The organism is Nocardia sp. NBC_00508 (assembly GCF_036346875.1).
Taxonomy (GTDB): domain Bacteria; phylum Actinomycetota; class Actinomycetes; order Mycobacteriales; family Mycobacteriaceae; genus Nocardia.
This window is the reverse complement of the sequence record NZ_CP107852.1, coordinates 1,413,094-1,438,700: the sequence shown is the minus strand read 5'-3', so window position 1 is coordinate 1,438,700 and position 25,607 is coordinate 1,413,094. Positions and strand designations below refer to the sequence as shown.

The 25,607-nt window shown below is 65.7% G+C and carries 24 protein-coding genes; 14 read left to right on the top strand and 10 right to left on the bottom strand.

What is annotated here, in order from left to right:
- Positions 1–562 precede the first annotated feature (562 nt).
- Positions 563–2,464: a 5'-methylthioadenosine/S-adenosylhomocysteine nucleosidase family protein gene (locus OHA40_RS06325; RefSeq protein WP_330232129.1), complete on the bottom strand. Its 1,902-nt coding sequence runs from the start codon at positions 2,462–2,464 to the stop codon at positions 563–565.
- A 104-nt stretch (positions 2,465–2,568) separates the two neighbouring features.
- Between OHA40_RS06325 and OHA40_RS06320 the strand changes: the two genes are divergently transcribed.
- From OHA40_RS06320 to OHA40_RS06280, 9 genes are all read left to right on the top strand, one after another.
- A complete protein-coding gene (locus OHA40_RS06320; RefSeq protein WP_330232128.1) occupies positions 2,569–3,306 on the top strand; it encodes an NUDIX hydrolase in 738 nt (245 codons plus the stop codon).
- A gap of 279 nt (positions 3,307–3,585) precedes the next feature.
- Complete coding sequence (locus OHA40_RS06315) at positions 3,586–4,794, top strand: OmpA family protein (RefSeq protein ID WP_330232127.1); 1,209 nt, start codon at positions 3,586–3,588, stop codon at positions 4,792–4,794.
- Positions 4,791–6,146, top strand: coding sequence for a hypothetical protein (locus OHA40_RS06310; RefSeq protein ID WP_330232126.1), 1,356 nt, complete (start codon positions 4,791–4,793; stop codon positions 6,144–6,146). The genes OHA40_RS06315 and OHA40_RS06310 overlap by 4 nt, the downstream gene beginning before the upstream one ends.
- A 10-nt stretch (positions 6,147–6,156) precedes the next feature.
- Positions 6,157–6,951 (top strand): hypothetical protein, encoded by a 795-nt coding sequence (locus tag OHA40_RS06305; protein WP_330232125.1) that lies wholly within the window; start codon positions 6,157–6,159, stop codon positions 6,949–6,951.
- A gap of 5 nt (positions 6,952–6,956) precedes the next feature.
- On the top strand, positions 6,957–8,705 hold the full coding sequence (locus OHA40_RS06300) for a hypothetical protein (RefSeq protein WP_330232124.1): 1,749 nt from the start codon (positions 6,957–6,959) through the stop codon (positions 8,703–8,705).
- Between the two features lie 285 nt (positions 8,706–8,990).
- Positions 8,991–9,311 (top strand): hypothetical protein, encoded by a 321-nt coding sequence (locus OHA40_RS06295; protein WP_330232123.1) that lies wholly within the window; start codon positions 8,991–8,993, stop codon positions 9,309–9,311.
- A 115-nt stretch (positions 9,312–9,426) separates the two neighbouring features.
- Positions 9,427–9,702 carry a hypothetical protein gene (locus OHA40_RS06290; protein WP_330232122.1) on the top strand — a complete coding sequence of 92 codons (276 nt, stop codon included), beginning with the start codon at positions 9,427–9,429 and terminating at the stop codon, positions 9,700–9,702.
- 92 nt (positions 9,703–9,794) lie between these two features.
- On the top strand, positions 9,795–10,106 hold the full coding sequence (locus OHA40_RS06285) for a hypothetical protein (RefSeq protein ID WP_330232121.1): 312 nt from the start codon (positions 9,795–9,797) through the stop codon (positions 10,104–10,106).
- A 103-nt stretch (positions 10,107–10,209) separates the two neighbouring features.
- Complete coding sequence (locus OHA40_RS06280; protein WP_330232120.1) at positions 10,210–12,537, top strand: hypothetical protein; 2,328 nt, start codon at positions 10,210–10,212, stop codon at positions 12,535–12,537.
- 57 nt (positions 12,538–12,594) lie between these two features.
- Here the strand turns inward: OHA40_RS06280 and OHA40_RS06275 are convergent, their stop codons facing one another.
- Entirely contained in the window at positions 12,595–14,787 is a 2,193-nt protein-coding gene (locus tag OHA40_RS06275) for an elongation factor G-like protein EF-G2 (protein WP_330232119.1), read from the bottom strand.
- A gap of 173 nt (positions 14,788–14,960) precedes the next feature.
- Between OHA40_RS06275 and OHA40_RS06270 the strand changes: the two genes are divergently transcribed.
- The 4 genes from OHA40_RS06270 (at position 14,961) to OHA40_RS06255 (ending at position 17,760) form a co-directional block, all read left to right on the top strand.
- Positions 14,961–15,278, top strand: a complete 318-nt coding sequence (locus OHA40_RS06270) for a hypothetical protein (protein WP_330232118.1) — start codon at positions 14,961–14,963, stop codon at positions 15,276–15,278.
- Positions 15,272–15,430, top strand: a complete 159-nt coding sequence (locus tag OHA40_RS06265) for a hypothetical protein (RefSeq protein WP_330232117.1) — start codon at positions 15,272–15,274, stop codon at positions 15,428–15,430. Before OHA40_RS06270 ends, OHA40_RS06265 begins: the two co-directional genes overlap by 7 nt.
- Positions 15,431–15,562: 132 nt before the next feature.
- Positions 15,563–15,685 (top strand): hypothetical protein, encoded by a 123-nt coding sequence (locus OHA40_RS06260; protein WP_330232116.1) that lies wholly within the window; start codon positions 15,563–15,565, stop codon positions 15,683–15,685.
- Positions 15,686–15,888: 203 nt separating this feature from the next.
- Positions 15,889–17,760, top strand: coding sequence for a GmrSD restriction endonuclease domain-containing protein (locus OHA40_RS06255; protein ID WP_330232115.1), 1,872 nt, complete (start codon positions 15,889–15,891; stop codon positions 17,758–17,760).
- 36 nt (positions 17,761–17,796) lie between these two features.
- On the opposite strand, the gene OHA40_RS06250 is transcribed toward OHA40_RS06255, so the two are convergent.
- From OHA40_RS06250 to OHA40_RS06215, 8 genes are all read right to left on the bottom strand, one after another.
- Positions 17,797–19,221: a WGR domain-containing protein gene (locus tag OHA40_RS06250; protein WP_330232114.1), complete on the bottom strand. Its 1,425-nt coding sequence runs from the start codon at positions 19,219–19,221 to the stop codon at positions 17,797–17,799.
- Between the two features lie 144 nt (positions 19,222–19,365).
- Positions 19,366–20,127, bottom strand: coding sequence for an ESX secretion-associated protein EspG (locus OHA40_RS06245; protein WP_330232113.1), 762 nt, complete (start codon positions 20,125–20,127; stop codon positions 19,366–19,368).
- A gap of 70 nt (positions 20,128–20,197) precedes the next feature.
- Positions 20,198–21,448, bottom strand: coding sequence for a hypothetical protein (locus tag OHA40_RS06240; RefSeq protein ID WP_330232112.1), 1,251 nt, complete (start codon positions 21,446–21,448; stop codon positions 20,198–20,200).
- 13 nt (positions 21,449–21,461) lie between these two features.
- Positions 21,462–21,836, bottom strand: a complete 375-nt coding sequence (locus OHA40_RS06235) for a hypothetical protein (protein WP_330232111.1) — start codon at positions 21,834–21,836, stop codon at positions 21,462–21,464.
- Positions 21,837–21,854: 18 nt separating this feature from the next.
- Positions 21,855–22,376 (bottom strand): DUF3558 domain-containing protein, encoded by a 522-nt coding sequence (locus OHA40_RS06230; protein WP_330232110.1) that lies wholly within the window; start codon positions 22,374–22,376, stop codon positions 21,855–21,857.
- Between the two features lie 380 nt (positions 22,377–22,756).
- On the bottom strand, positions 22,757–23,194 hold the full coding sequence (locus OHA40_RS06225; RefSeq protein ID WP_330232109.1) for a DNA-directed RNA polymerase subunit beta: 438 nt from the start codon (positions 23,192–23,194) through the stop codon (positions 22,757–22,759).
- A gap of 180 nt (positions 23,195–23,374) precedes the next feature.
- Complete coding sequence (locus OHA40_RS06220; RefSeq protein WP_330232108.1) at positions 23,375–23,593, bottom strand: hypothetical protein; 219 nt, start codon at positions 23,591–23,593, stop codon at positions 23,375–23,377.
- Complete coding sequence (locus OHA40_RS06215) at positions 23,590–23,799, bottom strand: hypothetical protein (RefSeq protein WP_330232107.1); 210 nt, start codon at positions 23,797–23,799, stop codon at positions 23,590–23,592. Before OHA40_RS06215 ends, OHA40_RS06220 begins: the two co-directional genes overlap by 4 nt.
- Before the next feature lie 295 nt (positions 23,800–24,094).
- Here OHA40_RS06215 and OHA40_RS06210 point away from each other — a divergent pair, with 295 nt between their 5' ends.
- A complete protein-coding gene (locus OHA40_RS06210) occupies positions 24,095–25,306 on the top strand; it encodes a helix-turn-helix domain-containing protein (RefSeq protein WP_330232106.1) in 1,212 nt (403 codons plus the stop codon).
- Positions 25,307–25,607: the final 301 nt, after the last annotated feature.

Here is a 25,607-nt window from a genome sequence, read left to right as displayed (position 1 = left end):
CGGCCCGCCGAATGACGCGTTCGTCCTCACGGAAGATGAATCGGTCGCATCCCGGCTGATCGCCTGATTCGAGCGCGTCAGCGGGGCACTCGACCAGAGGGCCGATGAAAGCGTAGAGCTCCCAATATTCGCCCGAGCCATCGTTTTTCGGAAGAAGGTCGTAGCCGAGCTCCCGCACCCTTCGCCAGTTGTCAGCGTCGAACGGATCTCGGATGACGTCTCCCACTCGGACTTCGGTCACGTCCACTGATTCGGTTCGCATCGGCGGAGTCTCGCACGGGCAACCTGAATGCCAGCTGAAGTCGGCGCAGCCTACGAGGGTCGAAACCTGAGATCAGTTGCGCGTATTGGCCATGTGGTAGTGCGGTCCGAAGTACCCGATGTGGACCTCCGCTCGTGGTGTGTCGACGTAGAGTTAGATCGTCGTTGTCGCACTGGCGAATCGGCCGAGGTGGCGATCGGCGATCCGATACCACTGCCGCCACACGTCATCGGGAATCACCGGGGCTGCGTCGCTCTCGAATCCACCTGAGACTCCGGGGTGCGCATCGGTCCGGCGTGATCAGATTCCGCGGCGCTGGGCCGGGGTGTAGGAGAGGGCGCCGGAGCGTGCGAGGTGGAGGACGAATGCGGCGGCGTTGCGAGCGGCCATGGGCTGGGCGTCGTCGTCCTTGTCCGCGCCCCAGTCGCAGATGCTCTTGATGAGCAGGCTTTCCACTCCCGCGACGCGCGCGGCGGCCTGGAATCCCGCACCCTCCATGTCGCCGCCGATGGCGTCGGGATGCTTCGCGGTGAGGCTGTCCACGACGGGCGCGGCATTGAGCAGTTTGTTCCAGGCCAGCATCAATCCGACGTGGACGGCGGTGTCGTTGTTTCCCGACCAGTGGCGTTGCGCGGCCCGGACGGTGTTGAGCAGCATCGGGGAGGGAACGACGGTCTCGCCGCGCAATCGCTCCTCGACTCGTCCGTCCAGCTCGACGAGCTTGGCATGATCGAGATCCGTGATCTTCTCCGAGATCAGGATGTCGCCGAGCCGCTGTCGGTCCTGGCGCAGCCCGTAGCAGATGCCCACGATCAACGCGTAGTGCGGCGCGAGGTGGCGGATCGCGTCGGCGGTGACGGTGAGGGCGCCCGCGGGGCCGGTGGTGCCCTGCGACCCGGCCTGCACGACGAACAAGTCCGCGTCGTTGATCGTGCCCATTTCGAAGACCGGTACGGGTCCGTCGTAGGTGGGGGCGGCGACTTTACGGGTATGCCCCTCGATGGCGTCGAGCACGGCGTCTCGTTCGACGTCGGCGACGGTGACGATCAATACCCGGGTGTTTGCCATTCTCTGCTTCTCCTTGTCGAGTCGAATCTCGGCCTGATATGCGAGGACTTGCGCACGGAAGGCGACGGCCGCGACCACGACGACCATCGGTGCGGGCAGTGACAGCAGTAGCCCCAGCGCGATCGCGAAATCGGAGACCGGTTCCACAGCTGGCGCGTGCTGCCACAGCAGTCGGTAGGCGATCCACGCAAGGGCCCTGCCGTAGGTGGTCGCCCCGGCCGCGCAGTTCGCCGCCGTGCAGGTGCCGCGCTCGACCGTCATGACGAGATACGCCAGGGCGAAGACGACGATGACGACCGAAGCCAGGTAGAACCGGAAGAAGGCCGGGGGTTTGACCGGTCGGCGCGCGAGGTCCTCGGGCCGGGCGTCGAAGAAGAGCACGGAGTAATCCCGGTTGATCACGCTGCGGGTGGTGCCCAGGTACGCGCGCGCCTGGTCGGTGGTGACGCCCGTGTGCAGGCAGATCAGCCGGGTGCTCAGCCGCACCCGGCTGACCTGTCCGCCCTGGTCGGCAGCGTCTTGGCGCACCTTGTCGGCGACGAGGTGGTGTAGCCGTCGCTCGACCTGGTCGAAGAGTTCACCGATGCGCTGTTCGTTTTCCTGATGCAGCAACGGCATATTCCAGTGATCCGCAGCTACGGTGCCCGCGGCGCGCGCGCTCGGTTCCTCGTCGCGCCCGAAGAACAACTGCCACACGAACATGATCGACAGCACCGTCACGGTGTAGGCCATCGCGGAGACGGTGACCAGCAGGGCCGGTGCGTGCAACGACGCGAACGGTAACAGCGCCACGGCGATCAACAACGCGGTGAGACCCGGGACCGCGAAAACGACAGTGCTCCAATACCGGTCGAGCCGGCGCAGCGCGGCGGACCCGAATCCACGGCGATGCCGCCAGGCTTCGGGCCTGGCGATCGGCGGTTCCAGCAGGGCGAAACCGTCGGCGCCTTGCCAGACGACCCGGTCCTCCAGTGCGGCGGCGAACAGCACCAGCGTGAGCGGCGCGCGTGCTCGGAAGATGCCGCTGACGCCGCTCGGACGTACCGTCCGCAGGGCCGCCCGCCCGAGTGGTGCGGCCTTGACCCGGCGGGCGGCGTGGTGGCAGTCGTGGAGGGAGGGGCGGTCGAACGGCATGGGGCGCTCTCCATGAAGACGTATTTGTGTCCTTTCGACCATAAGTAGCTCGGTGAGTTTTTGTCAATGCGACCTCAAGATGGCTGGTGGGCTACTGTGCGGAAATGACCGAAGATCCGAGATGTATCGCGGCCCTCACGGCGGACCTGGTGATCCTGACCATTCGCGATTCGGTGCTGCAGGTGCTCCTCGTGGAGCGCGGCACGGACCCGTTTCGCGGTGCGCTCGCGTTACCGGGCGGTTTTCTTCAGGTAGGGGAGAGTGCCGAGGCCGCGGCGGTGCGTGAGTTGCGGGAAGAGACGGGCCTGGACGGAGATTCGCTGCCGCTCGAACAGGTGGGCTTCTACACCGACCCGGATCGAGATCCGCGCGAGCGGGTGGCCACGTGCGCTTTTCTCGCGGTCGCTCCGGACCTGCCGGTGCCGGCGCCGGACGCGGATTCCGATGCCGAGGCGGCGGCGTGGAAGCCCGTCGCCGAACTGCTCGGCGACGAGGCGGCCCTGGCGTTCGATCACGTGAAGATCCTGCGTGACGCGGTGCGGCAGGCGCGAATGAAGCTGCAGTACACCACGATCGCGACGTCGTTCTGTCCCGGGGAGTTCACTATCGGCGAGTTGCGCGAGGTGTACGAGGCGGTCTGGGGGATCGAACTCGATCGTGCCAACTTTCACCGCAAGGTGAAATCCGCGACGGAGTTCATCGTCGAGACCGGCCGCCTGCGTGAGGGTTCGGGGAGAAGGCTCGGCAGACCGGCCAAGCTGTACCGCGCCGGTGCCGGGGTCGAGTTGGTCAATCCCATTCTGCCCGGCTCGAATCGGTGGCGCGACGCCGACTGGCGGTAGTGGCTTGCGCGGGCGCCGAATGGGTGCCCGCGCTCCGGTTGTGTCGCAAGGAGTTCGGCGGGCCCCTCGCGCGCCGGATGACACCTGCGGCGGTGTCGGCTCCGCTGGTCGGCGGGGGCTCCATCGGTCTGCTTCCCGGTTGCCCGGCTTAATAATTGTGACATTGACACTAAGTCATCTGGTCAGTTATTGTCGCCATGACCATTTCGCGGGGTGGCGCCAGAGTCGCCGACTTCCCTTGCCGACTTCCTCCGAATCCCATGTGAGGTACCCATGTCCATGTTTTCCGTAGGACGCGCACGACGGCTGGCCGCCGCCGTGTGCGTGATCGCCATCCCGATCGGCGGGTGCGCGTCGTCGCACGGATCCGTCGGATCTCCTTCGGGTCAGCCGAGTTCTGCCGATTGCGCGAAGGCCGAGCGCACCACCCTCCCCGGCGACCGCCCCCTCACCGTTCTGGTGGTGGACAACACCGCCTCGGCGGTGGTCGGTGACCTGCCGCCCAGAGCTCGTCAGGAGTTGGAGGATGCGCAGAAGAGGGGCAACCGGCTGGCGCTGGTACCCGTCGAGGGCATCGGCAAGCCGAGCGCCGTGGTGCGCACGATCGCGCTGGAGCCCTACCCCGGCGTCGACAGCCCGGCCGCCAAGAAGGCGCGACCGGTTGTGCTGGCTTGTGTGGCCCACTGGGCGCGGGAGGAGCGGATGCGGCCTTCTGCGCCCGGTAGCGGCATCCTCGACGCCGTGGCCACCGCCGCCCGTCAGAAGCCGGAGCGCGTGGTGATCGTCTCCGACGGGTTCAACAACGCCACACCGCTGCTGGTCGATCAGTCCCGGCTCGACCGTGCGCCCGCTGTCGTCGCCGACGAGCTCGCGACCGCCGACGCGCTGGCCGCGGAGCTCGCCGGCACGCCCATCCTCTGGACGAATCTGGGCGAGACCGCCCAGCCGGTGCCGCAGAGCGCGCGCAACGACCTGCTCCGGTTGTGGACGGCGGTGCTCGAGAAGGCCGGGGCCACCGTCGAATTCGACTCGCAGACCGGTCAGCGCCGGGATCCGCACGCGGGCCTGCCCAACGACCCCCTGTTCGCGGTCGAGATCACCTCTTCCCGCGTGGGATGCGCTGTCCGCGAAGAGATTCCGTCCGAATTGCTGTTCGCCGGCGATCGGGCGGACGTGCACCCCGGCTCGCGGCAGCTGCTCGCGCCCATCGCCGCCCGGTTGGCGGCGGGGTCCTACGCGCTGGTGGAGGGCCACACCGCCGCGTACGGGCCGGAAGCGGGCAGGCAGCCGTTCTCCGCGCAACGCGCCACCTCGGTGGCGGAGGTTCTGGTCGAACTCGGCGCCGACCGTTCGCGTATCGCGGTAGTCGGTCACGGCTCGACCCGGCCGCGTGTGGACGAATTCTTCGGCGGCGTCCACTCCGAATCCGCTGCGGCGCGCAACCGGCGAGTCGAGATCACGATGGGTGCGAAGGAGTGCCTGCGATGACATCACGATTCCTCGCCCGGCTTCTCGGCGACGGCGGGTCCAACCACGGCCGGATAGTCCGGGAGCTGGCGGACTTCCTGAAGACCACGCACCAGCGGACGCCGCGCGGCGACACCCACGTCCCCAGCCCGGGGGACGGGCTGACCAGCCCCGAGAAGTCGGTGCTCGCCTCGGTGGACAACTCGCTGGCCGCCGCCGACCAGAAGGGTGCCCGCAAACTCCTCCGGCGGATCAACCAATTGATCGCCACCGCCCACACCAACGAACGGCGCTGGGCGGCGCTGGTGAAGCTGCTCGACCATCCCAAGTGGACGACCCCGATGAGCGCCGCCGAAGCCAAGCGTCCGCCCGCACGCTCCGGCGACACGGCGCGCGACCGCGAGGCGTTCGATCACAACCGGCCGCTGGCCTCGCCCTGGGTGTTGCTCGTGATCGAAATCGTCGTCCTCGTGGTCGAGTTCTTCTTCTGGTACGCGACTTTCGCCGAGGGCATCGACCGGAGCGTCGAGTGGTACCAGCCGGAACGCATCAATGCGTACCTGCTCGCGCTGTTCGTGCCGATGGCGGGTATCGCCGCGGCGCGGCTGGCGGGTGGACTCGCCCACCGATGGATTCACGACTACCCGGGAATCAGCACCCGCAGGCACCGGTGGGCCATCGTCGCGGTGATTCTGTTCGCCCTGGTGGTCGTCGCCGTGGTCTGGCTCGTGGGGGTCCGGTTCGGCGAGAGCGGCACCGCGCTCGGCGGCACGACCCTGCCCGCGACGGCGATGGCCGCGCTGTTCGGGGCGGTGCTGACGATCGACATGGCGTCGCGGACCTTCCTGGTGTCCGAGGTCCGGCAGCAATACAAGCGGCGCGCGAAGCAATTCCGCAAGCTGGAGAAGAAGCACATCAAGGCGAACGATGCCCATGCCAAGGCCTGGGTGGGGTTGCGCAACCGGATCGAGGTCGGCTACGACCAGGCCTGGCGGATCGAGACGGTGGGCGCGAAGCTGCTCAGCGACAGTGAGGCGCTGTGGGGGAATCCCAGGCGCGTCCACGCCGAGCCACCCGAGCCGACCGCGCTGGACACCATGGCGTTCGAGGACGACCGCAGCGCCATGCGGATTCCTACCCCGCAGTCCTTGTACCTGCTCCACCCCGAGCGTGGATTGGCGCCGTCACGCGCTCTGGAAGGCGCCCGTGAGGTCCTGATCCGCTACCGGCCCTGGGATCCCGAGCAGCTGACCGACAAGATCCAGCGGGTATGGAACGAGCTGCACCGTGACCGTGACGACAACGCGGACGAGGACGACGAACCCACCAAGCGCGGCTGGCTGGGCGGAGTCTCCGGTCGCCAGGTCAGTTGAGGGATGATCCATGCCAAGCTTGTTGTCCACGGGGCCCGACCCCGCCGGTTTTCCAGCGCTCACCCCGGACCCGCGTAGCTACCGCGCGCTCGTCCTCATGACCGTCGGATTGCTGCTGCTCCTGGCCGCGCTCGGCTTCGGTGCCTGTCAGCTGGCGGGCGGCGATGACACCGCCCAACCGACCAAGCTCACCGCCTACACCCTCGCAGGCCCACGCAGTCCCAGCTGCCTGCGATTGGTGATCGGAGTGGACGTCTCGGGGTCGATGAGGGACTTCGGGGCGGCCCGCGATGCGGCACTGGCCCAATTGCAGGAGTGGGCAAGCCTGCCCAACACCCTGCGGGCCGATGACGAGATCGCGGTGGTGGATTTCGCGCTCGAATCCGGGGTGCGGTTCCCTCCGACTCCCGCCGCCGCGACCCCGCACCTGCCCGCGGTGCCGGTGCACGAGGGTTCCGAAACGCTGCTGCGTCCGCTGCTCGACCAGATGCGTGGGTTCGCCGTCTCGGCGCCGCCATGCGACCTCGTGCTGATGCTGGTGTCGGACGCCATCCTCGCGGATCTGCCCGCGAACTCGGAGGACGGCAGGCGACTGCTGCGTGAGTACGGTGTGCACGATCTGCGGTTGCTCGTCCCGGGGGAGAAGATCCAGGTGCCCGACGAATGGATCCGCGCGTTCCCGCACGCGCGACCGATCAGGTTCGATGGTCTCGATCCCGATGAGACGGCGCTGACCATCGGCAAGACGATCGGCGATCTCACACGCCAGCGTTTCGTCCCCACGCCCGTGACCACCGTGCGGTAGGGGCCATGGCAATGGACGTACGCCGATTGCTCGACGACCTCGCGGGGGTCGCCGCGCGCGAGGTGACCGCATGGACCGGAGCCGGGTTGTCCGTCGAAGGGCCGTCCTCGCTGCCCACCGGAAAGGAGCTGACCCAACGGATCTTCGACGCGTTCTTCCTTCCTGGCACGCTCGACACGATCGAGGCCCTGCACCGCGCCATCGGTTCGATCGATCAACCGATCTGTCCTGACCTGCCACCTTCCATCGATCCCAGGCCGCCTCGCCTGGAAACCGTGCTCGGCGTTGCGGCCCGGGTCCACGGTGCCCAGGCGATCGACCAGTCCATCCCCGACGTCGCCGACGCCGAACCCAACCGGCTGCACCGGTTCTTCGCCCGGCACTTGGCCCTCGGCGGCGGGCATCTGACCGCCAACTTCGACCGATGCATCGAACGCGCCGCGGGCACGGCCACCTGGCCTGCGCCGAACCTGCTGCATTTCCACGGCGCCGTGGGCGGCGGTGACGAACTCGGCGCGACGCTGGCACGCATCGAGAAGGGCTTCCCACTCGATGTGGCCACGCGGTTCCTGACCCTGCTCACCTCGCGGCCGTTGGTGCTGGTCGCCGGTTACAGCGGCAGTGATTTCTTCGACGTCAATGCCGCCATCGCGGCCCTGCCGCCGAACGCGCTGCGCGGCCACCACGTCATCTGGCTGTCGCACAGTGCCCACACTCCGCACGTAATCGTGCCGCGCCCAGAGGATCCGGCGTTGACTCTGTTCGACATCCTGCGCGCGCGGGGTGCCGAACTGACCGTGCTCTGCGGCCCGACCGATTTCCTGTTGCGCCGGTTGGCCGACCAGTGGGGCCTGCCGCCGCTCGGGTCTCCAGCACCCCGCGCACCGGTGCGACCGTCCATCCCGAGCGACGACACCAAGCGACCGGAGGCGAGTTTTCATCTGTACCTGGACGTCGGGCTCATCGGCGAGGTCAGGTCGCTGCTTCCCACGGTGGCTCCCGCACTCCCGGCCGAGCAGGTTCGAGCGGTCACCAGTGCCGTGCTGTGGGAAGCGGGCCGCTGGAACGAGGTTCGCCGATTGTGGTGGCGAGCCCGCCCGCGCACGGACATCACGCGCGTGGAGCGCATCGGCGCCAGCCTGTGGGTCCAGGGCCGATACATGCCCGCCCTGCTCTGGCTCGACCGGTACCGCCGACGAGTCGGTGGCCCAGCGCGAAAGACGCTCGCCGAAACCGAAGGAAGAGTGCTCGAACACATGCTGCGCACGCCCGACCTCCGGTGGCTGGCACGTCGACTCGTGCCCACCGTGCTCACCGAACTCGGGCACGCCGACCAGAGCTCGGGCATCCACCTCTACCGGCGCCGGTCGGATCTGACCACCAGCCTTGCGGGCGCGAGCAGGCCACCACACCATGCGCTCACTTCGAGCGAATGGTTCGGGCAGGCAGGAAACGTGCTGGCCTGGATCAACTACCGCCACCGGGTGTACCGGGACTCGTACCAAGAGGGCGGTGACACCGACGAACTCCGCTGGAATTATCGCGAGCTGCAACAGCATTACCGGGCGGCTGGGTCCACGTCCGGCGCCGCCCGTGTCCACCTGCTTCCGGGAGCTCACCGGGTGTTCAGTGTCTGGGAGGTCGTGGCCAGTGTGTGCTCCCTGCAATACGGTTGGTGGCAGCGCGTGCGCATCGTCGCGAATCGCGTTCTCCGGCCGCAGTTCAGTGGAAGATCCTCCGCCTCACGGTGGTGACAATCCTCGCCGCGGCACTGGTGGGAATAGGCGGTTGCTCGAGCCGAGCCGCGGCCACGCCACGCGAGTCACGATCGGCTGTGTTGCACGAGGCGGCATGCGTACCGGTGCGAAGGCAGGCGGGCGAATCGGAAGTCCCGCACACGTCGTCTGCTTTGCCCTCCTCCAGAAACATTCCCATTACTGGGGACTCTGGGAGGATAGTGTCAGGAGTGGTGGAGGACCCGACTTTGGTGCCGCGGGGATCATCGGCAGCCTGCTGGAGGAGTTGTGACTATGGCGACCATGATGCATCCCGATACCATCTCGGCGCTCGAGTCCGGTCGCGCTTCCGTCCATGCCGTTGATGAGATGCTGGAACGAGTCGACCGCATCCGCGCCAGGCGTCCTTCACCTAGTTCTCGGGTGATTCCGGAAGTGGACGCGATGGGCAGGCTCACCGATCTGTACATCGCCCCCGGCACAATCGCTCATTCCGCCAACAGTCACGAACTCGTGGCCGACATCATGGCTGCGATCCGGGAGAGCACACTCGACGCCATGCGGCAGCATGAGCTCACTATCCGGGAGACGAAGCTGCCCGAGGTGCCGTGGTCGGGCGAGTGAGGCGCGGAGTCGATGGATGGTCCTCGGGAGCGGCACGGTGACTGCACTGGAGACTTGGGGGGGAACGGGGGAGGGCAGCGAAGTTCCGTCAGGTACTTCCAGTCGGATCTACGAGGTGTTCAATCCCGACTATTCGGTAGGGGTGGGGTGTGACCAGAGCGGCAGGATCGTCGGCCTGCACCTCGGCGACGAAGTGTGGGAGAACACCGACAGCTGGCTTGCCGGTGAAATCCGGAGAGTCGCCCGATTGGCCCACCTGAAGGCTCGGGTCGGTCGACGCGCGGAACTGCTGAACCGTGGTGTGTCGCCGGTCGTCGCCGACGCCTTGGAACTGCCGACCGAAGCCGAGTACCAGCTCCAGGAGAAGATCGAGTTCGGCGCGGGGTACTGATTCCGGCCGTTCCTGAGGATCTCGTCTCATTTCCCAAGGATGGGGATGCGGGAGAATCGGGAGGACGGTTGGAAGGGAGAGTGTTCGCCGATATGAGCGACAAGCTGGAACACGATTCGGACGACATGCGTAGGGCGGGCGCCAGCAACGGTGCCGCAAGTGCAGAGCCGTACCAGCGGGCAGGTGGGGACCCTCCCTGGGAGGACGACATCGAGGAAATGTTCGGCAACGCCGCACTCCATTTCACCCAGGGTACCAGGAAGTACATGAAAGTCAGCAGCGACGCCTACACCGAGATCGGCGACAAGCGAGTTGGTGTGGAAAATCAGTCTTATTCGAGTGCGACCGAATTCGATAATGGGGACATCGATGGCGCCGCCAGCGTGCGCCGCAGGGAACCGTAGGCTTGACTTGTAAGGCTCGCCGGTGTCCTGGTGGGAGTATTTCGTGACCGTTTCTTGCCCGCGCGGGCGTTGCATTATTACACTCTGATCGGGGGTTGTACCGGTGGGCAATAAAACCGAATTCAAGCCGGGGGACGAACTCAGCGGCGACAATTGGGTCTACTCCCAGAACGGCAACTACCGTATGGGGGTCAGGGATAATAAGGCCGTTGTCGAGAAGGTCAATCCTGACGGTAAGAATGAAATCGTCAACACGCTCGGGGAGAGCAAACAAAAGGACGGCACCAACAAACTTGTCTTCGAGGACGAGAATTTTCTTCATAGTGGAGAACGCCGGCTCGAGCTGAAGAACGAGGGGCCGCCCCGCGGAATGGGAGGTGGTCGCGGTACGACTACCGAATGGACGGGGGGGCCGAAAGACGGCGAAGGTGATTGGGATGATGACGACGATCTGATGCCGGATAAGGTCATCGTCTCCAATGACGGTACGGTGGTGGCCGTGCGGGGGAATCTGCCGAATGAGTGGGACGGCTATTACAATTCGAAAACTCCTGGGTTCGTCTCGTCGTGGGGAAAGGCGCATGAGGATAAGCCCGATCCGAATGCCAAGGATAAGAACCTTCCGCAGGCGGGTACGCAGCTCAAAGATGTCAAGCTGGAGCTCAAGGTTCCGGAGGATGGAAATAAGCCCTCGGCGGGTCTGCTCGCATGGCAGCAAGTGCTGAACAAGAACCTGGACTATCTCAAGGCTCAGATGGGCAAGATCAATCCAAGGATGCCGAAAGATTCGATGCTGCCGAAGCTTCTGACGGATCCGAAGGACAACAAAGGTACGGCTTGGCACCTCGACGAAGGCCGTCTCAATAAGCTGCAGCTCGAGGGTAAAGGGGATACGAGAGAGGCCTTCAACTATACTGTCCAGGAAATCGGACGTACGAATACCGATTGGCAAAAGATGGATAAGGGACTCTTCGAAGCGGTTGGCGCGGTTTCGGCCGAGAACTTGACTCGTATCCAGAATATGCACACCGCGGTGGATAATGCGAACGATGCGATCGCGAAAAGCCTGACCGGGGACCCGAACAAACTGGAAGAGGATCGCTGGAACGCCTGGAAGACGGAAGGGTCGAAGGAAGAAGTCGAGAAAAGAAAAGACTATCAATACAAGGATCACTGGGGAAAAGCTGGTATCCAAGATCCTGTCGAAGAACATGCTCTCTACAAGTTGATGCGTGACGCGGTCGATAAATCTGTTAAAGAAGTCGTTGCGTATGCGGAGGAAACTGCTAAATATGCGAAAGAGCATGGGATAGAGCCCGAACCGGAGAAGGAAGAGAAGCCCGGCGAGAAGAAAGAAGAGAAGCCCGGCGAGGAGAAAGAAGAGAAGCCCGCCAACCAAAATCCTGCTCCTCCGAACAACGTCACTCCTCCCGCCAACGTCACTCCTCCCGCCAACATTACTCCGCCGCCGAATCAGACACCTCCCGGACAAGAAGAGATGTTCCCGGATGCAGAGTCGAACCCCACGTTGGACGATTTGAATCTGGGTTCGCCGGACACCACGGATTCGCCGCCCGGCACCCAGCAAATTTCGGACAGCGGTAGTGGTGATACTCCGCCGGGCACAGACCTCGCTTCCGCGGTGCATGCGGCGTTGCAGAACCCCGGAAACGACTCGGGAACCGTTACGGCCCCCAGCCCTCCCACGCCCCCGCCCAGTAACACTGGCGATGCATTGGGGCAATTCGCGCAGCAAGCGGCGTTGTCGTCCGCGCTGGGGAGTATTGGGAACCAAGGAAACCGTCTCCCCGTCGATGACAGAGGCTACGACGACCGGGATTCGCGTGACGAACGGCAACGCGACCGGAACCGGCAGGTGCAGCAGGCGACCAACACCAACCCCGGCGTTCAGGCGCAGCCTCCTGGTGTGACGGCACCGACCTACGCCGGTACTCCGCCGCCGGTGACGACGCCGGGCACGACAGCGGATGTCACGATCGACAATACGAACGTGAAGGCGTCGCCGCCGGTGGCGGAGGCTTTGCAGAAGCAGGTCCAGAATGTCGCCCTCGATGCCATGTCCGCATACAAGGGCACTGCGGGTGAGATTACAGCGGAGCATCCGCCCTCGGTGGTCAATGGTCCCGGCGAGCTGAAGACAGGCGATATTCTTCAGTGGGAGAAACACAGTGCGCTGATCGTCAAGAACGAGAACGGACTGTTTGTCCTGGACAACGGCCAGCTCGTTCCCCTGGATCCCCACAACCCCCCGCTGAAAGAAAAGTACGGGAATTTCGCGGGCTTCTTCCACCCGACCGGCCTGGACGGCGCCGCGGGTGGCGACCCCGGAATCGCGGCGCCACCTCCGCCGCCCGTGGCCACAGCGCAGCAACCCGCCGGTCCGCCACCCGTTGGGCCGCCGCAGATCTGAGCGGCCGGAAGGGACGGCCCGAAGAAGGCCATCGTCATCCGTGCGGCGGCGGGTCGCTCAGGCGCGGGCTTTCTCCCCGCGCCTCGCGGCGGCGAGCTGGTTCGGCATCGGCTCGTGGCGCGCGTAGGCGCGGGTGAAATCGCCGGTGCCGTGTGAGATCGACCGCAGGTCGATGGCGTAGCGGCTGAGTTCGAGTTCAGGCACTTCGGCGTGGATCCTGGTTCGCCCGGAGCCGTGCGGTTCGGTGCCGAGAACGCGTCCGCGCCGGCTGGACAGATCGCTCAGCACCGGCCCGACGTACTCGTCGGTGACCAGCACCCAAACTTCGGCGAGCGGCTCCAGCACCCTGATTCCCGCTGCCGCGGCCGCCTCGCGGAGGGCGAGCGCACCCGCGGTCTGGAACGCGGCGTCGGAGGAGTCGACCGAATGGGCTTTGCCGTCGAACAGCGTCACCCGCACGTCCACGAGCGGGTGACCGGCGGTGAGCCCGCGCGTCGCCTGCGCTCGGACACCCTTCTCCACCGACGGAATGAACTGGCGCGGAACAACTCCGCCGACCACTTTGTCCACGAACTCGATCCCCGACCCTCCGGGTAGTGGTTCGACGTCGATCTCGCACACGGCGTACTGTCCGTGCCCGCCGGACTGTTTCACATGCCTTCCGCGCCCGGTCGCCTTGCCTGCGAACGTCTCTCGCAACGCCACCTGGTGGTCGATCACGTCGACCTGCACCCCGAATCGCGTCCGCAACCGCTCCAAAGCGACATCGCGATGCGCTTCACCGAGACACCACAGCACCAGCTGATGCGTCTGCGCGTTGTGCTCGAGTCGCAGGGCCGGATCTTCGGCGGCCAGGCGCGCGAGGCTCTGGGAGAGCTTGTCCTCGTCGGATTTGCTGTGCGCGCGAATGGCCACGGGCAGTAGCGGATCCGGCATCGGCCACGGCTCGATGCGCAGCGGATTGTCGGTGGACGACAAGGTATCGCCGGTTTCGGCGCGGCCGAGTTTGGTGACGTAGGCGATGTCGCCCGCGATCGCCTGCGCGAGGGGGCGTTGCTGCTTGCCGAATGGGGCGGAGATGGCGCCGACTCGCTCGTCCACCTCGTGACTCTCATGTCCCCGGTCCTCGAGGCCGTGGCCGCTGACGTGCACCGTGTCATCGGCGTGCAAGGTGCCGGAGAAGACGCGGACCAAGGACACCCGTCCGACGTACGGGTCCGACGCGGTGCGGATGACCTCGGCGGCCAGCGCGCCGTTCGGGTCGCAGCGCAGCGGATGCGGCCCGGCGCCGTTGCTGGCGGTGATGGGGTGCTCGACCGGCGTCGGAAACCCGCCGGTGATCAGATCGAGAAGCTCGACGGTGCCCAGGCCCTGCTTTGCGCCTTCGGGCGCAGGCGCGGCGAAGAGCACCGGATGGAAGCTCCCGCGCGCGACCGCCCGCTCCAGGTCGGCGACCAGCGTCGCCAGGCTGATCTCCTCGCCCTCCAGGTAGCGTTCCATCAGGGATTCGTCTTCGCTCTCCGCGATGATGCCCTCGATGAGACGGTTGCGCGCCTCCTCCAGCGCGGGCACCTGCTCAGGCGAGGGGTCGCCCTGGACCTCCGTGCCGGAGGAGTAGTCGCCGATACAGTGCGGCAGCAGTTCCACCATGCCGGTGACCGGCCGGTGGCCATCCGGATTCTTCGGGCCGTATACCGGAAGATGAAGCGGCAGAATGCTTTCCGTCGATCCGCCACCGAGGATGGTTTGGCATGCCTCGGTCATCACGTCGTACTCGTCGCGCGCCGTATCCAGGTGGGTGATCACGATCGCGCGCGGCATCCCGACCGCGGCGCATTCCTCCCACAGCGCTCTCGTGGCCCCCGCGATTCCTTCCGCCCCTTCGGCCGCGGAGATGACGAACAGCGCCGCGTCGGCCGCGCGCAGTCCGGCCCGCAGCTCGCCGACGAAGTCCGCGTACCCCGGCGTGTCCAGCAGGTTGATCTTCACTCCCGCCCACGTCACCGGCACCACGGACAGCTGCACCGAGCGGTGCTGGCGGTGCTCGATCTCGTCGTAGTCCGACAGCGACGTGCCGTCTTCGACCCGTCCGGCGCGATTCACCGCCCGCGAGGTGAGCGCCATGGCCTCCACCAGCGTGGTCTTTCCCGATCCGCTGTGCCCGACCAGGACCACGTTGCGGATCTGCTCGGGGCCCTCCGCCGTCACTATGCCGTTGCCTGCGGGCGCTCCGTTGGTTTTGTCCACCATGCGTATCGCTCCTTTGCCGACACCTGCGGTACATCCACCTTCCCACCGGGCATCACCTCCCGTCTACGAATCGGGAGATCGGGGTGTGAGGAGCGTCGATCGCGAGGTGCGGAGGTCGCCGATTGCGGATATCCAGGTCAGATGCCAACGCCGCTGCACAAAGCGTGGCGCCGTTGGCATCGGTCACTGGGTCCGCGCCGAGATCCGGATTGCCGACCATCCTGGCCGCGTCCCGCCCTTCTCGCGCGGGACTGAAACCTACGGCTGGAGCCCTGCCGGAGCTGGGCGTCGAGGTCGGCAAGCGCCGGACCCAGCAGTCGGCTGACCGGATCGGTGACGCGCCGCTCGACCGTTCCCGTCGTGCCCGCGCGGTCGAGTGCACGCTGGAGATCCGTGCCACGACGGCGAACAACTTGCGCGACGTCGACGTCGACGTCCCGCTGGGGGTGCGCCGACCGGGCAGATCTGCACCGTGGCGATCGGCGTGCTGACCACACTCGCACTCGGCGCCGCGGGCGGCGCCGTCGTCGCGGCAGTGAAGCCTGTCGGCCACCCTGCTTGGGCACAGCTGTCGGGCAACGCCGAGCCAGAGGGCAGCGGCCGCGTCGTCGTGGACACCGAGTCGCCTCGGCCGAGCCATTGACCCGGCTCGGACGGTCCGAGGAACCGGACTCGGCTCAGCTGCCCACCTCGTCCGATCCCCGCGGGCTGGTCCCTCACCCGCCGCGGACGATGCAGATCCCGCTCGAAGACCCACGGTCGAACTGTCGCAGCAGTGGTCGACGCCGACAACGGTACGTTCGTGCAGTTATTTCCCGATGGCGGCATTACGGCCGGAAACGACGCACGCGATTTCGACGAGGTCGTCAACGTCGGCGGTTGCGGCGAATCGGATTAGTCGCCACCGCCCATCTCGGGCCTACTCCGCGCAGAACGCCCGTGCCGCCGGTCTTTCAGCGGACCGAACCCATCGCGGATACCATTGCCGCGGAGCCGCATTCGCGCCGTGCCGGTCGTGCCCGCAATCTCCGACAGCCGGGCGGCTCGGCGGCCGCCTGCCGCTTCGCACGGCCGGGGAGGAAATAAGGCGAGGAGTCCCGCATGAACAGCATCACGCCGCACTACCGGACCATCACCGAACTGCTGCAAAGCCGTTCGTTCGCGATCGACGAGTACCAGCGTGAGTACAAGTGGGACAGCCGCAATATCGAGGAGTTGCTCTCCGACCTACTCGGCAAGTTCGATACGTCCTACCGCGAGGGTGACCTGCCCAAGCGCGCGAGCGAATACGCGGACTACTTTCTTGGCTCCATCATCGTCACCCAGCGAGGCAACAAGAGCTATCTGGTGGACGGCCAGCAGCGCGTCACGTCGCTGACGCTATTGCTGATCTATCTGTACCGGGAGTCGAAGAAGCGGGGGCTGAACACAGCCGCCGCGTTGGAGCCGTTGATCTTCTCCGACAACTTCGGTGAGCCGAGCTTCAACCTCGATATCGCCGAACGCGTTCCGGTGCTTCGCGCCTTGTTCGACGGCAAGGAGTACAACTCCGACGGGAAGGAAGAGTCGATCAGGACGATCGTCGCGCGCTACGGCGATATCCGGAACTCCGATCTCGCAGACGAACTCGGAGAAGGGCTGGCGACCTTCATCTACTGGTTGATCCGCAAGGTCGGCCTCATCGAAATCGCCACCGTCACCGACGCACACGCCTACGCGATCTTCGAGACGATGAACGACCGAGGCAAGCCGCTGAGCCCGGTCGATATGCTGAAGGCCTATCTGTTGGCGCCGATCGACTCCGATGACGGCCGCGGCAACGCCAACCGTGTGTGGCGGAGTACCGTACTCGAGCTCAACACTTGGGCGCCCGATCCCGATCCGGAGCGGGACGCTGCCTGCATCAAGGCGTGGCTGCGTGCGCAATACGCCGACAGCATTCGCGACCGCAAGAAAGGCGCCAGCGACAAGGACTGGGAACTCATCGGCAGCACATTTCACCGGTGGATTCGAGACAACGAGGAGCGCGTCGGCGCGGGCGGGAGCCTGCCGAACCTGCGGATCATGACAGAGGAGTTTCCGTTCTTCGCGCGGGCATACCGGCAGATTCTGGATGCCGGACGCACGTACACGCGAGGCCTGGAATCCGTGTACTACAACGCGCACAACGAGTTCACCTGGCAGACCACGGTGCTGCTTGCTCCGCTGACCGTCCACGACGACAGCGACACCGTCCGCCGCAAGATCGAAGCGACCGCCGCCTACGTTGATATCTGGCTGATGCGCCGCGTGGCCAATTACATCCGCGTCGGCTACTCCTACGTCGCCTACCCGATGTGGGCGCTGTGCAAGGACATTCGGCGAAGGTCCCTCGACGACCTGATCGATGTCCTCCTCGAGCGGCTGGACAATGACGACACCACCTTCGAGGGGAGCCCGAGTCGCCGGCGTGGTGGAATGTACGAGTTGGGGCTCAATCAGTTCAGCCGGCGCTACATCTATCACCTTCTCGCTCGCGTGACCGCCGCGGTGGATGTCGGCGCGGGCAAGGCGGACCAGTTTCCGCACTATGTCGACCGAACGCAGAAGAACCCGTTCGATATCGAGCACATCTGGCCCGACAAGTTCGACCGGTACCGTGTCCAGTTCGAAACGCGCCAGGAGTTCCAGGTGTGGCGCGACGACGTCGCCGCCTTGGTCCTGCTGCCCGCGGACGTGAACCGCAGCTATCAGGACCAGCCGTTCGAGGTGAAGGCCCCGCATTATGCCAAGCAGAACTTCTACGCGGCGAGCCTGACCCGCAGCGCCTATCAGCATCAACCGCAGTTCGAGCGGTATCGGGTCCGGGAAGATCTGCCGTTCAAGCCGTACACGACGTTCGGTAGGGCCGAACAGGAGGAGCGGGGCGAACTCCTGTTGGCCCTGGCGAACAAGATCTGGTCACCGAGTCGGCTGGAACGGCTGCGGAGCTGAGCCAACGCTGCCACCATCCGACTCGATGCGTCCCGATCAGTTCAGTTGCCGGATATCCCCGCGTACCCGGTAGAAACCGCCGCGCACGGACTCGGCCACGCCGTCGACCACGTATCGGGCGCCCGCACGGCGAATATCCTTGGGGAACTGGACATTCCACCCGCGCTGATATCCCGGGGAGACGACGCGGACGCGCAGGGCCCCGCCATGGTCCAGGCATTCCACGACGACACCTGTTCCGGCGTCGGACGTCACCTCGACGCTGCTGCTCGGCACCACGGCGGAGATCTCCGGAGCCTTCACCGATACCGTCTCGGGCAGCACTCCCTGCTCGGCGTCGCGGATGGCGGCTTCGCTGACATCGAGACAGGCCAGCGTGCCGGTGGTGGTCACCAGATACAGCTTGTCGTCGTGATATTGCATGGAATAGGCCGAGCCGCAGCCGGTGGCCAATTTCCACAGCCGGTTTCCGGCGGCGTCGAAGCAGTACACCGAGGAGTAATTGTCACCGGCGAAGACGTAGCGTCCGTCGGGTGAGGTCGCGCAGGAGAAGACGGCGGCATCGCATTGGTAGGTCTGCTCGGCACGCCCGTTCTTCGCCACCATGCGGACCTGACGACGGTCCGTACCGGCGTAGACGGCGTCGGATTCCTGCCAGCCGAACAGCACCTCTCCGCCGGTGCCGGTCTGCCACAGGGTGTTTCCGCTGTCCAGGTCGTATTTGGTGACACCGGCGGAATGCCCGTGGTAGACGCCGTTCGGGTCGATGCGCACCATCCACCCTGAATCGCCGGTGCTACGGCGACTCCACAGCGACTCTTCTTCGTAGTCGATCACGGTGATGCCGCCTTGGCGGTCGGAGACACCGAGGATGCCGTCGTGGATGTCCAGCCAGTAGATGTCCACATCGGCCGCGATGTCGTAGGCGGCCCGCGGCACCTTGCCCGACAGGTCGTAGACGCGGCCGTCATCGCATCCGGCGTAAATCCAGAAGTCGTCGGCCACAATGCATTTCACCGAGTCCGGCAGGCGATAGCGGCCGGTGACCACGCCCTCCGGGGTCAGGGTGTACACGTCGCCGTTCTCGTTGCCCACCCAGCAGCGGCGCTCGTCGACGAAGATGCCGAAGGCGGCGGCGCCCGAATCGAAGCTCCACAGCACAGGCGCGGACTTCGCCGTCGAACGCTGGCTGCTGATCGCCCGCCTGGTCACCGGACGCCTGGCCCGCGCACCCATCACCGCGGGCGCGTAGCCCTTGCGTACCTTCTCGCCGATCTTCTTGGCCGCCGCAGCCCGCGCCTTCTCCTCGGTGGCGAACGAACTGACCTTCGTCTGCCCGTGCTCCCCGATGCGACCGAAACGGACACTCACCTGCGTGCCCGCGACGACTACCTCGTAAAACTTGTGCGCGGAACCGCTGTCCTCGGACAGTTCGAGATAGGTGCTTCCCCCGATTGTCATAGTGCCTCGCCTATTTCGTCAGATCAGAACGGAACGAAAGTTAGCAAGGGGCACCGACATTCGGGGCGTTGCCGCCCTGGATCTATGCGGTGATCAGCGGCGGAGTCGGCATACCCGGGGCACCCGGGCGGGACCGATCGGGGATCAGCGGTAGCTCGGATCGTTCTCCTCGCGATAACCCTCGACAGTGGCCTGCACGACTCGGTCGAGTTGGCTCCGTATGCCGGTCTTGTCGGCGGGAACGGCTTTGATGGTGGCCGCGCTGTGGACGAGGTAGCGGCCGTCTGGGTAGTCCATCACGTGGAAGCCTCGTGCGGGTGCTGGTCGGTTGTCCCACGCGGGGCCTGCGTAGACCGCGACGTGGGCGACGGTGGTGCGGGGGCGTTCGAAGAACTGTCCGGCTCGAGCGCGGGGCGGGGGAGGCGCCCCGACCCGGTACGGTTCCTCGTTCTCGGTGTCGAGGTCGTGCCGGGAGACCTCGATGCCGGGGCCGCCGCCGCGCGGAGCGTCCGGGAGCACGTCGACGACGCGACGGCTCACCTGCGCCGCGTCGATCAGCGACATGTGCACGGCCCCACCGCGATCCGGCGACGAGGTCGGTTCCTGCACCAGCAGCACGGCGTGCCGGTACTGCACGGCGGCGTGGATGCGCAGCTTGTCCTGTCCCTCGAGTCCCGCGACCTCGATGCGCGCCTCGGGTTCGGCCAGCACGCGCAGCGCACCGTACAGGGACTCGTCCCAACGCTCGTGCAGTCCCGCGGCTTCCGACTTCCACTCCGCCTCGTAGTCGGCGACCGTTTCCGCGGTGGACCGGTACTGCAGCGGATACGGGAGCACGTCGCGCTCCGCGGCCCGCCACAGCACGGTGAAGCCGAGCGCCGTGAACGACCACTCCTGTCGGCTCATGACGCCGGTTCGTCCGCCGAGTACAGCAGCCGTGTCGTGCGTGGCAGCGCGGCGCCGACGCTTCGGGCGCTCATGCGCCGATCACCGGCGGAACCGTCTTCGCCCTGTTCTCCTCGCCGAGCCCGGTGAGTTCCTCGCCGTTGCGCTGGTTCACCAGGTAGTCCTTGACCTGGTGTTCCTTGTCATCGTCGCCTTTGCCGCGGGCGCCGGGCGGCACCATGCCCGGCATCCCGGCCACACCGGGACGCCCTGTGCCGGAACGTGCCGCGGGCGCAGTGGTCGGAGCAGACGGGACGCCGTTGACACTGCGGCCGGGCGCCGGGGTGCCCAGGCCGGGCCCGCCGGGGTTCGGTGTGCCGGGAGAGCCGGGACTCGGCGTTCCGGGGCGGGTCGGTGATGGATCGGTGCCGGGGGTGGTGCTCGCCGGTTGCGTCGACGGTTCGGTGCTCGAGGGCCTCGTCTGGTCGGTTGCTTTCTGTTGCTCGGCATGCGGATTTGCGTCTGTTGGGGCGGTGTTCGCCGATGCATCCTGCGCACTCGGTGGCTGTGCGGTTTGCGCGCTCGTGGGTCTGTCGCCGGGACCGGGCGATCGAGGTTGCCGGTCGTTGTTCGGTGCGAATGGCTGGCCGCCCGACTCGTGCGCGGGGTTGTACGGTTTGGGCACCAGCGGAACGCCCGTGTCGGCCTCCCGGACCGCAGGATAGAAGACGTTCCTGACGACGTTCACCGAAGAGTCGTGTGCGGCATCGGCACGATGCTGGTTCAGCTTCCACGTCGGTCCGGGCACCCAGCCCGCCACGTCGCTGGTCCACGTGTGGCTCGGCGCCTCCTGCACGGCGGGCCGCGTGACCTCGATGCCCGACCGGATTATCTTCACCTTCTCAGCGATGACTTGCACCGAACTGATCAGCCCGCCGGACTTGTCCACGTACTCTTCGACCCCGTCCGCCGCCCCTTTCGCCGCCGCGCCCTCCCACTTTCCTTCCATCGCCTTGCCGATATCCGGAGCGAAACCTCGCAAGCCCTGCTCCAGCCGGTTCCGAATGGACTCCCACCGCTGATGCAGCGCGACGACATCGGTGAGCGACATCGCTTGCACGCGTTCATAGAGATCGTCGATGCCGTCCGGATTCTTGTAGGCACTCTCCGGAACCTTCGGCGACTGGGTCTGTACTTCGGTACCACCGCGCATGATCTCGGCGATGCGGTTGCGCGCGATGGCCGCGTCGGCACTCTCATCCCGCGAACCACTGTCGGGCGGGCCGGATTTCGACTGCTCATAAAGCGCTGCGCCGATCGCGACCAAGAATGGCAGACCCACGATCATCCCCCGATCAGCTCAACAGAGTATTGGTGTTCTGTGCGTTGGTCTCGTCCACGGCGCCGATCCGGTCCACGGAGACCTGGATCGTGTCACGCATCAGGGTCAGCACCTCGATGTGCTCCTTCAGTGCGGAGTCTACGTCGCCTTCGCCGCCGATGGCCTTGCCGCCCAGCATCTTTGCGAGTTCGTCTGCGCAGTCGAAGCGGCCGAAGCCGCCTACCTTGCTTACCCACTGCAGATCATCGCGCAGCTGGTCGTAGAGGTCGATCTGACGACTGCACGCGTCGCGGCACGCTTGCGCGACCGACTTGTCGAGATACAAGCGGCCCGCCTTGGCTTCATCGGCGAGATAACGCCAGCGTGATACATCTTCGCCCAGTGCCATTTGATTATGCCCTTCCAGTCAGTGCGGAAAGCTCGGTACGAGGACCGCCGCAGCGGCGCGTGCACTCGCGCACGGCTCGGTCGGGTTCTTAGACGACGCGCGGTTGGAGATTGTTACTCCGTACGAGCCGGAGCTCGCGGGAAAGACGAGATCGCAAAGCTCGTTGAACCTGTCGGAGGACCTCCGATGTTGGACACCATCGCGCCCCGCGATCGAGATGTCGGAGAAGTCGATATTGTCCGGCTTGGCCTTGAAATCGTCGACGGTGTGGATCGTCGTGGAGACTCCCAGGTTGAAATCCTCATTATTCCACGAACACACTTTCCACCCCGGCTCTTCGACACCGGCAACACCCGAACGTTTCGTGTCTGCACGGACGCCGATCTGCTGCAATGTGCTGTTCGAAACCTGCGTACACGGATCCCACAGCATTGCCGTGGCCGCCGACATGTCCGTACTCGGTGTGGCTGTGCCGTTCGTGTTCGATCCGCACCCCGAGGCAACCAGCACCACACCAGCGAGCGCCGCAATCGTCGCCATCGTTCGTCGTCCCACCGAAGCCTCCCGATCTGGGCCGTCAGAGTCGTCCCTGAAGTGTAGGACGCACCGATGCGGAGTTCGGTTCCACCGGATTCGGGTCCTTCTCGCGGTCGAGTACGCGGACAGCCTGCGCGCGGCTGAGACCAGGTGGTTCGGCGTTCGAGTCGATCGGTCACGACGTGTGCGCTTCCGACGGTGTTCGCTGCTTCGAGGCAATTCCGGCTACCGAGATGCTTGTCCCTACCGCGCCACTGTCGAGGAGATGGCGCGTCGCTGGGCTTGTCGGCCAGGACTCTTCTCATCATGGGCCGGAACGAATCTGACTGGTGCAGCGAACTATTCGATACGACTGTCGCCGATTGCCTAGCACTGATGCCGAGCTACATGCAGTGTGGTGGTGTGTCGCGATCGTGAATTCCACTGTGGCGGCGCGCGTCCGGACGCATACCCGCACACGTGATGATCGAGTGCACGACGGTGCTGATATGCGGCCGGAACATATCGCGTGGTGCGACAACCCATCGACGGTACCCGGTCCTTTCGTCGCAGGGGGAGGGCAGGACTACTTCGCCGCCGTCGGGGACGATCGTCGCGGCTGCGCGCAGTAGGGCGGTGAAGATGTCGCTGTCGGCGGCTAGTGCGCCGGTGTCGTCGGGACGGGTGAGGATGGTCCAGCGCCCGGACCCGTGTGCGACGACTGGACCGAGTAGATATTGCCGGGCGAGGTCAGCGTGGACCATTTCGCCGAGCCATTCAGGGACCGTGACGGCGGCGACGGCACCTGCGCGCAGGGTGATTCGCCCGCTTTCGTCGTCCACAAAGCACGGCAGGCCGCAGATGCGCCGGTAATGCAGACAGCGGGTGAGTGTGGGGTCGGCGGGTCGACTTGTGGCCGGCTCGCAGTGGCGAACCGATTGGGGTGGCGCAGGATCACGGTCCGGCTTGTGCGGCATTTGTCGTGTGTCCATTCGTATTTCGAGGGCTGATGTCGGAGCAGATCAGTCCCAGAGCTGCGCGCAGGGCAAAGGCGGGAGGTCGTCGTGAAGCTCGTCATCGACGGTCACGGTGAGCTCCGGGAAACGCCGGGTGAGGTGATCGGCCACGCTTTCGGCTTGTTCGGAGCTGGCCCGGTAGTCCAAGCGCAGTGCGCCGGATTCGATGCGAATGTGGCGGATTCGGCGCGGGCCCGGTGGTTCGGGTGGGTTGCCTGGGTTCACTGCGGCTTGCTGGTGTCCGGCACCATCCGGCCGCTGTCGATCAGCACCTGCCGTGCTGCCGCTTTGCGGGCGCAGAGTCTCGCACGGCAGGCCACGTGAACCCGCATCACCTCGTGGGCTTGGTCGATGGTGAACGGCAGCGTCGGAACCTGATGGGCGGTTGCGTCGCTCAGTACGACGAGCTGGTACACGGCAAGGGAATTCATGGACGTGATGCCTCTCTGTTTCGAGCACCCCTTGATCGGTGGTGCCCGATGCCGGGGGCTGTCGCCACCGGTCCGCCACTCTGGCGGGCCAGTGCGTCGCTAAAGGCGCGGCGTCGGCCCGGCACCGGGCACCTGCCGCCGAACGCTATGGCCAGGAAACCGCCAGGTGGGAGCGCAGATTCCGGTTTCCGTTCCAGCTATCGGATGAGGCGTATATCCTGCGGAGGCCGCCGCTCTCGGGCGGATCGCTCAGGGGAAATTCAACCGACAATTTGTGGGGGCGCTGGACATGCACATGACGACCGGCGAAGTCATCCGGCGGATCAGGAAATCCCTCGGCATGACCCAGAGCGAGCTGGGTGCGCTCCTCAACTTCTCGCAGCCCGCTGTCTCCGGTTTGGAGCGAGGCGGCCCTGCCTCCCATGATGTGCGCGTCCTCCGGCTCGTGGCTCGTGCACTCGGGGTTCCGCTTGCCATACTGGTGGTGGAGTCGGACCAGGAGGCAGATGTGGACCGTCGCAACTTCTTCAGAGCAGGGGTACTAGGGAGTGCGGGGGCCGCCATGACGTCGGCAACCGCCTCAGTCCATTCGCAATCGACATCCGTGAAGGTCGGCGCAAGCGATGTCGCTGCCATCAATGAGAGCGTGAACCAGATCCACGAGCTGGATTTGGTGGTAGGCGGCGACCGGTTGTGCCGGGTGGCCGCCAACCAAGTTCGCTACGTCGAGCAGCTGCTCAACCATGGCAGCTACACCGAGGATGTCGGGCGGACGCTCACCAGCGCATGCGCCGAAATGATGACCGCTGCGGGTTGGGTCCACTACGACGCAGGTCGGCTCGACGATGCTCGCCGCTACTATTCGGACGCTGTGCATGCTGCCACCGCGGCGGGTGATGGGATCGCGGCGGCGCATGCCTTGGGCAACGCCAGTTGCCTCATGGTGAGCGGTCCCGGAGAGATGAGAGCGAATCACGTGGCCGCACAGTACGCACAGGCCGCATCGCGGGCGGCACTTCGTGACGGCGGTCCGAAGCTGCGAGCATTGATGGCGATCCGTGAGGCCGATGCCCACGGAGCAAGCGGCGACGAGGCCGCAATGGCGGCGGCGATTACCCGGGCGTACCGTGCGTATGAATCCAGTCGGGGACATGACCCGGACTGGGTGTTCCTGCCCGAGGCTGAACTCAGGTTCATCACTGGTAAGGCCCACATGCGGGTTGGCAAACACGATGCAGCGACCGTCCACATACAAGCCGCCATCGACAGTTCGTCGGCTTGGCCACGAGAACGCGCCGCCTGGCAGCTCAACCTCGCTCGTAACCTCGTCAATGCTGGTGACGTCGCCCAAGCGTGTGCCATGCTGACTGACAACTTCGACACCATCAGCGCCCTCTCCTCTACACGCCTGCACCAACGCATCGACGCAATCGCCAACACGGTTCGTACGCATGCCGCAATACCGGAGGTGCGCGAGTTCTTGGGCAAGCGCGCGGCGCGGATCTAGCTTCTACGTGCGTCGTTCACCACGGGGTCGCAAGCAGGGCAGTTCTGGCCCACTCTTCCGAAAAGCGTTGGGCCAGTCGGCCCCACGCCGGGCCGCTGGGCTCGGCGAAGGATCGAGGCCAGGACTTGAACCCTGACCTCATGATTACGAGAATCCGGCGGCCGCGGGTTAGCCTTCCACGGCAGGGAAGGAACTCGAACGACGTGAATCCGTATCCGGCTGGGGAGCCGTATACGAACGCGATGCCGAGTCCGTACGGCGGGCATCCGCCGCAGGGGGCACCGTATCCACCAGCGCCACA

Excerpts from the sequence above, each read along its gene's own strand:
- OHA40_RS06325 (WP_330232129.1), bottom strand. The coding sequence starts at position 2,464 with ATGCCGTTCGACCGCCCCTCCCTCCACGACTGCCACCACGCCGCCCGC.
- OHA40_RS06320 (WP_330232128.1), top strand. The coding sequence starts at position 2,569 with ATGACCGAAGATCCGAGATGTATCGCGGCCCTCACGGCGGACCTGGTG.
- OHA40_RS06315 (WP_330232127.1), top strand. The coding sequence starts at position 3,586 with ATGTTTTCCGTAGGACGCGCACGACGGCTGGCCGCCGCCGTGTGCGTG.
- OHA40_RS06310 (WP_330232126.1), top strand. The coding sequence starts at position 4,791 with ATGACATCACGATTCCTCGCCCGGCTTCTCGGCGACGGCGGGTCCAAC.
- OHA40_RS06305 (WP_330232125.1), top strand. The coding sequence starts at position 6,157 with ATGCCAAGCTTGTTGTCCACGGGGCCCGACCCCGCCGGTTTTCCAGCG.
- OHA40_RS06300 (WP_330232124.1), top strand. The coding sequence starts at position 6,957 with ATGGCAATGGACGTACGCCGATTGCTCGACGACCTCGCGGGGGTCGCC.
- OHA40_RS06295 (WP_330232123.1), top strand. The coding sequence starts at position 8,991 with ATGATGCATCCCGATACCATCTCGGCGCTCGAGTCCGGTCGCGCTTCC.
- OHA40_RS06285 (WP_330232121.1), top strand. The coding sequence starts at position 9,795 with ATGAGCGACAAGCTGGAACACGATTCGGACGACATGCGTAGGGCGGGC.
- OHA40_RS06275 (WP_330232119.1), bottom strand. The coding sequence starts at position 14,787 with ATGGTGGACAAAACCAACGGAGCGCCCGCAGGCAACGGCATAGTGACG.
- OHA40_RS06255 (WP_330232115.1), top strand. The coding sequence starts at position 15,889 with ATGAACAGCATCACGCCGCACTACCGGACCATCACCGAACTGCTGCAA.
- OHA40_RS06250 (WP_330232114.1), bottom strand. The coding sequence starts at position 19,221 with ATGACAATCGGGGGAAGCACCTATCTCGAACTGTCCGAGGACAGCGGT.
- OHA40_RS06245 (WP_330232113.1), bottom strand. The coding sequence starts at position 20,127 with ATGAGCCGACAGGAGTGGTCGTTCACGGCGCTCGGCTTCACCGTGCTG.
- OHA40_RS06235 (WP_330232111.1), bottom strand. The coding sequence starts at position 21,836 with ATGGCACTGGGCGAAGATGTATCACGCTGGCGTTATCTCGCCGATGAA.
- OHA40_RS06230 (WP_330232110.1), bottom strand. The coding sequence starts at position 22,376 with ATGGCGACGATTGCGGCGCTCGCTGGTGTGGTGCTGGTTGCCTCGGGG.
- OHA40_RS06215 (WP_330232107.1), bottom strand. The coding sequence starts at position 23,799 with ATGAATTCCCTTGCCGTGTACCAGCTCGTCGTACTGAGCGACGCAACC.
- OHA40_RS06210 (WP_330232106.1), top strand. The coding sequence starts at position 24,095 with ATGACGACCGGCGAAGTCATCCGGCGGATCAGGAAATCCCTCGGCATG.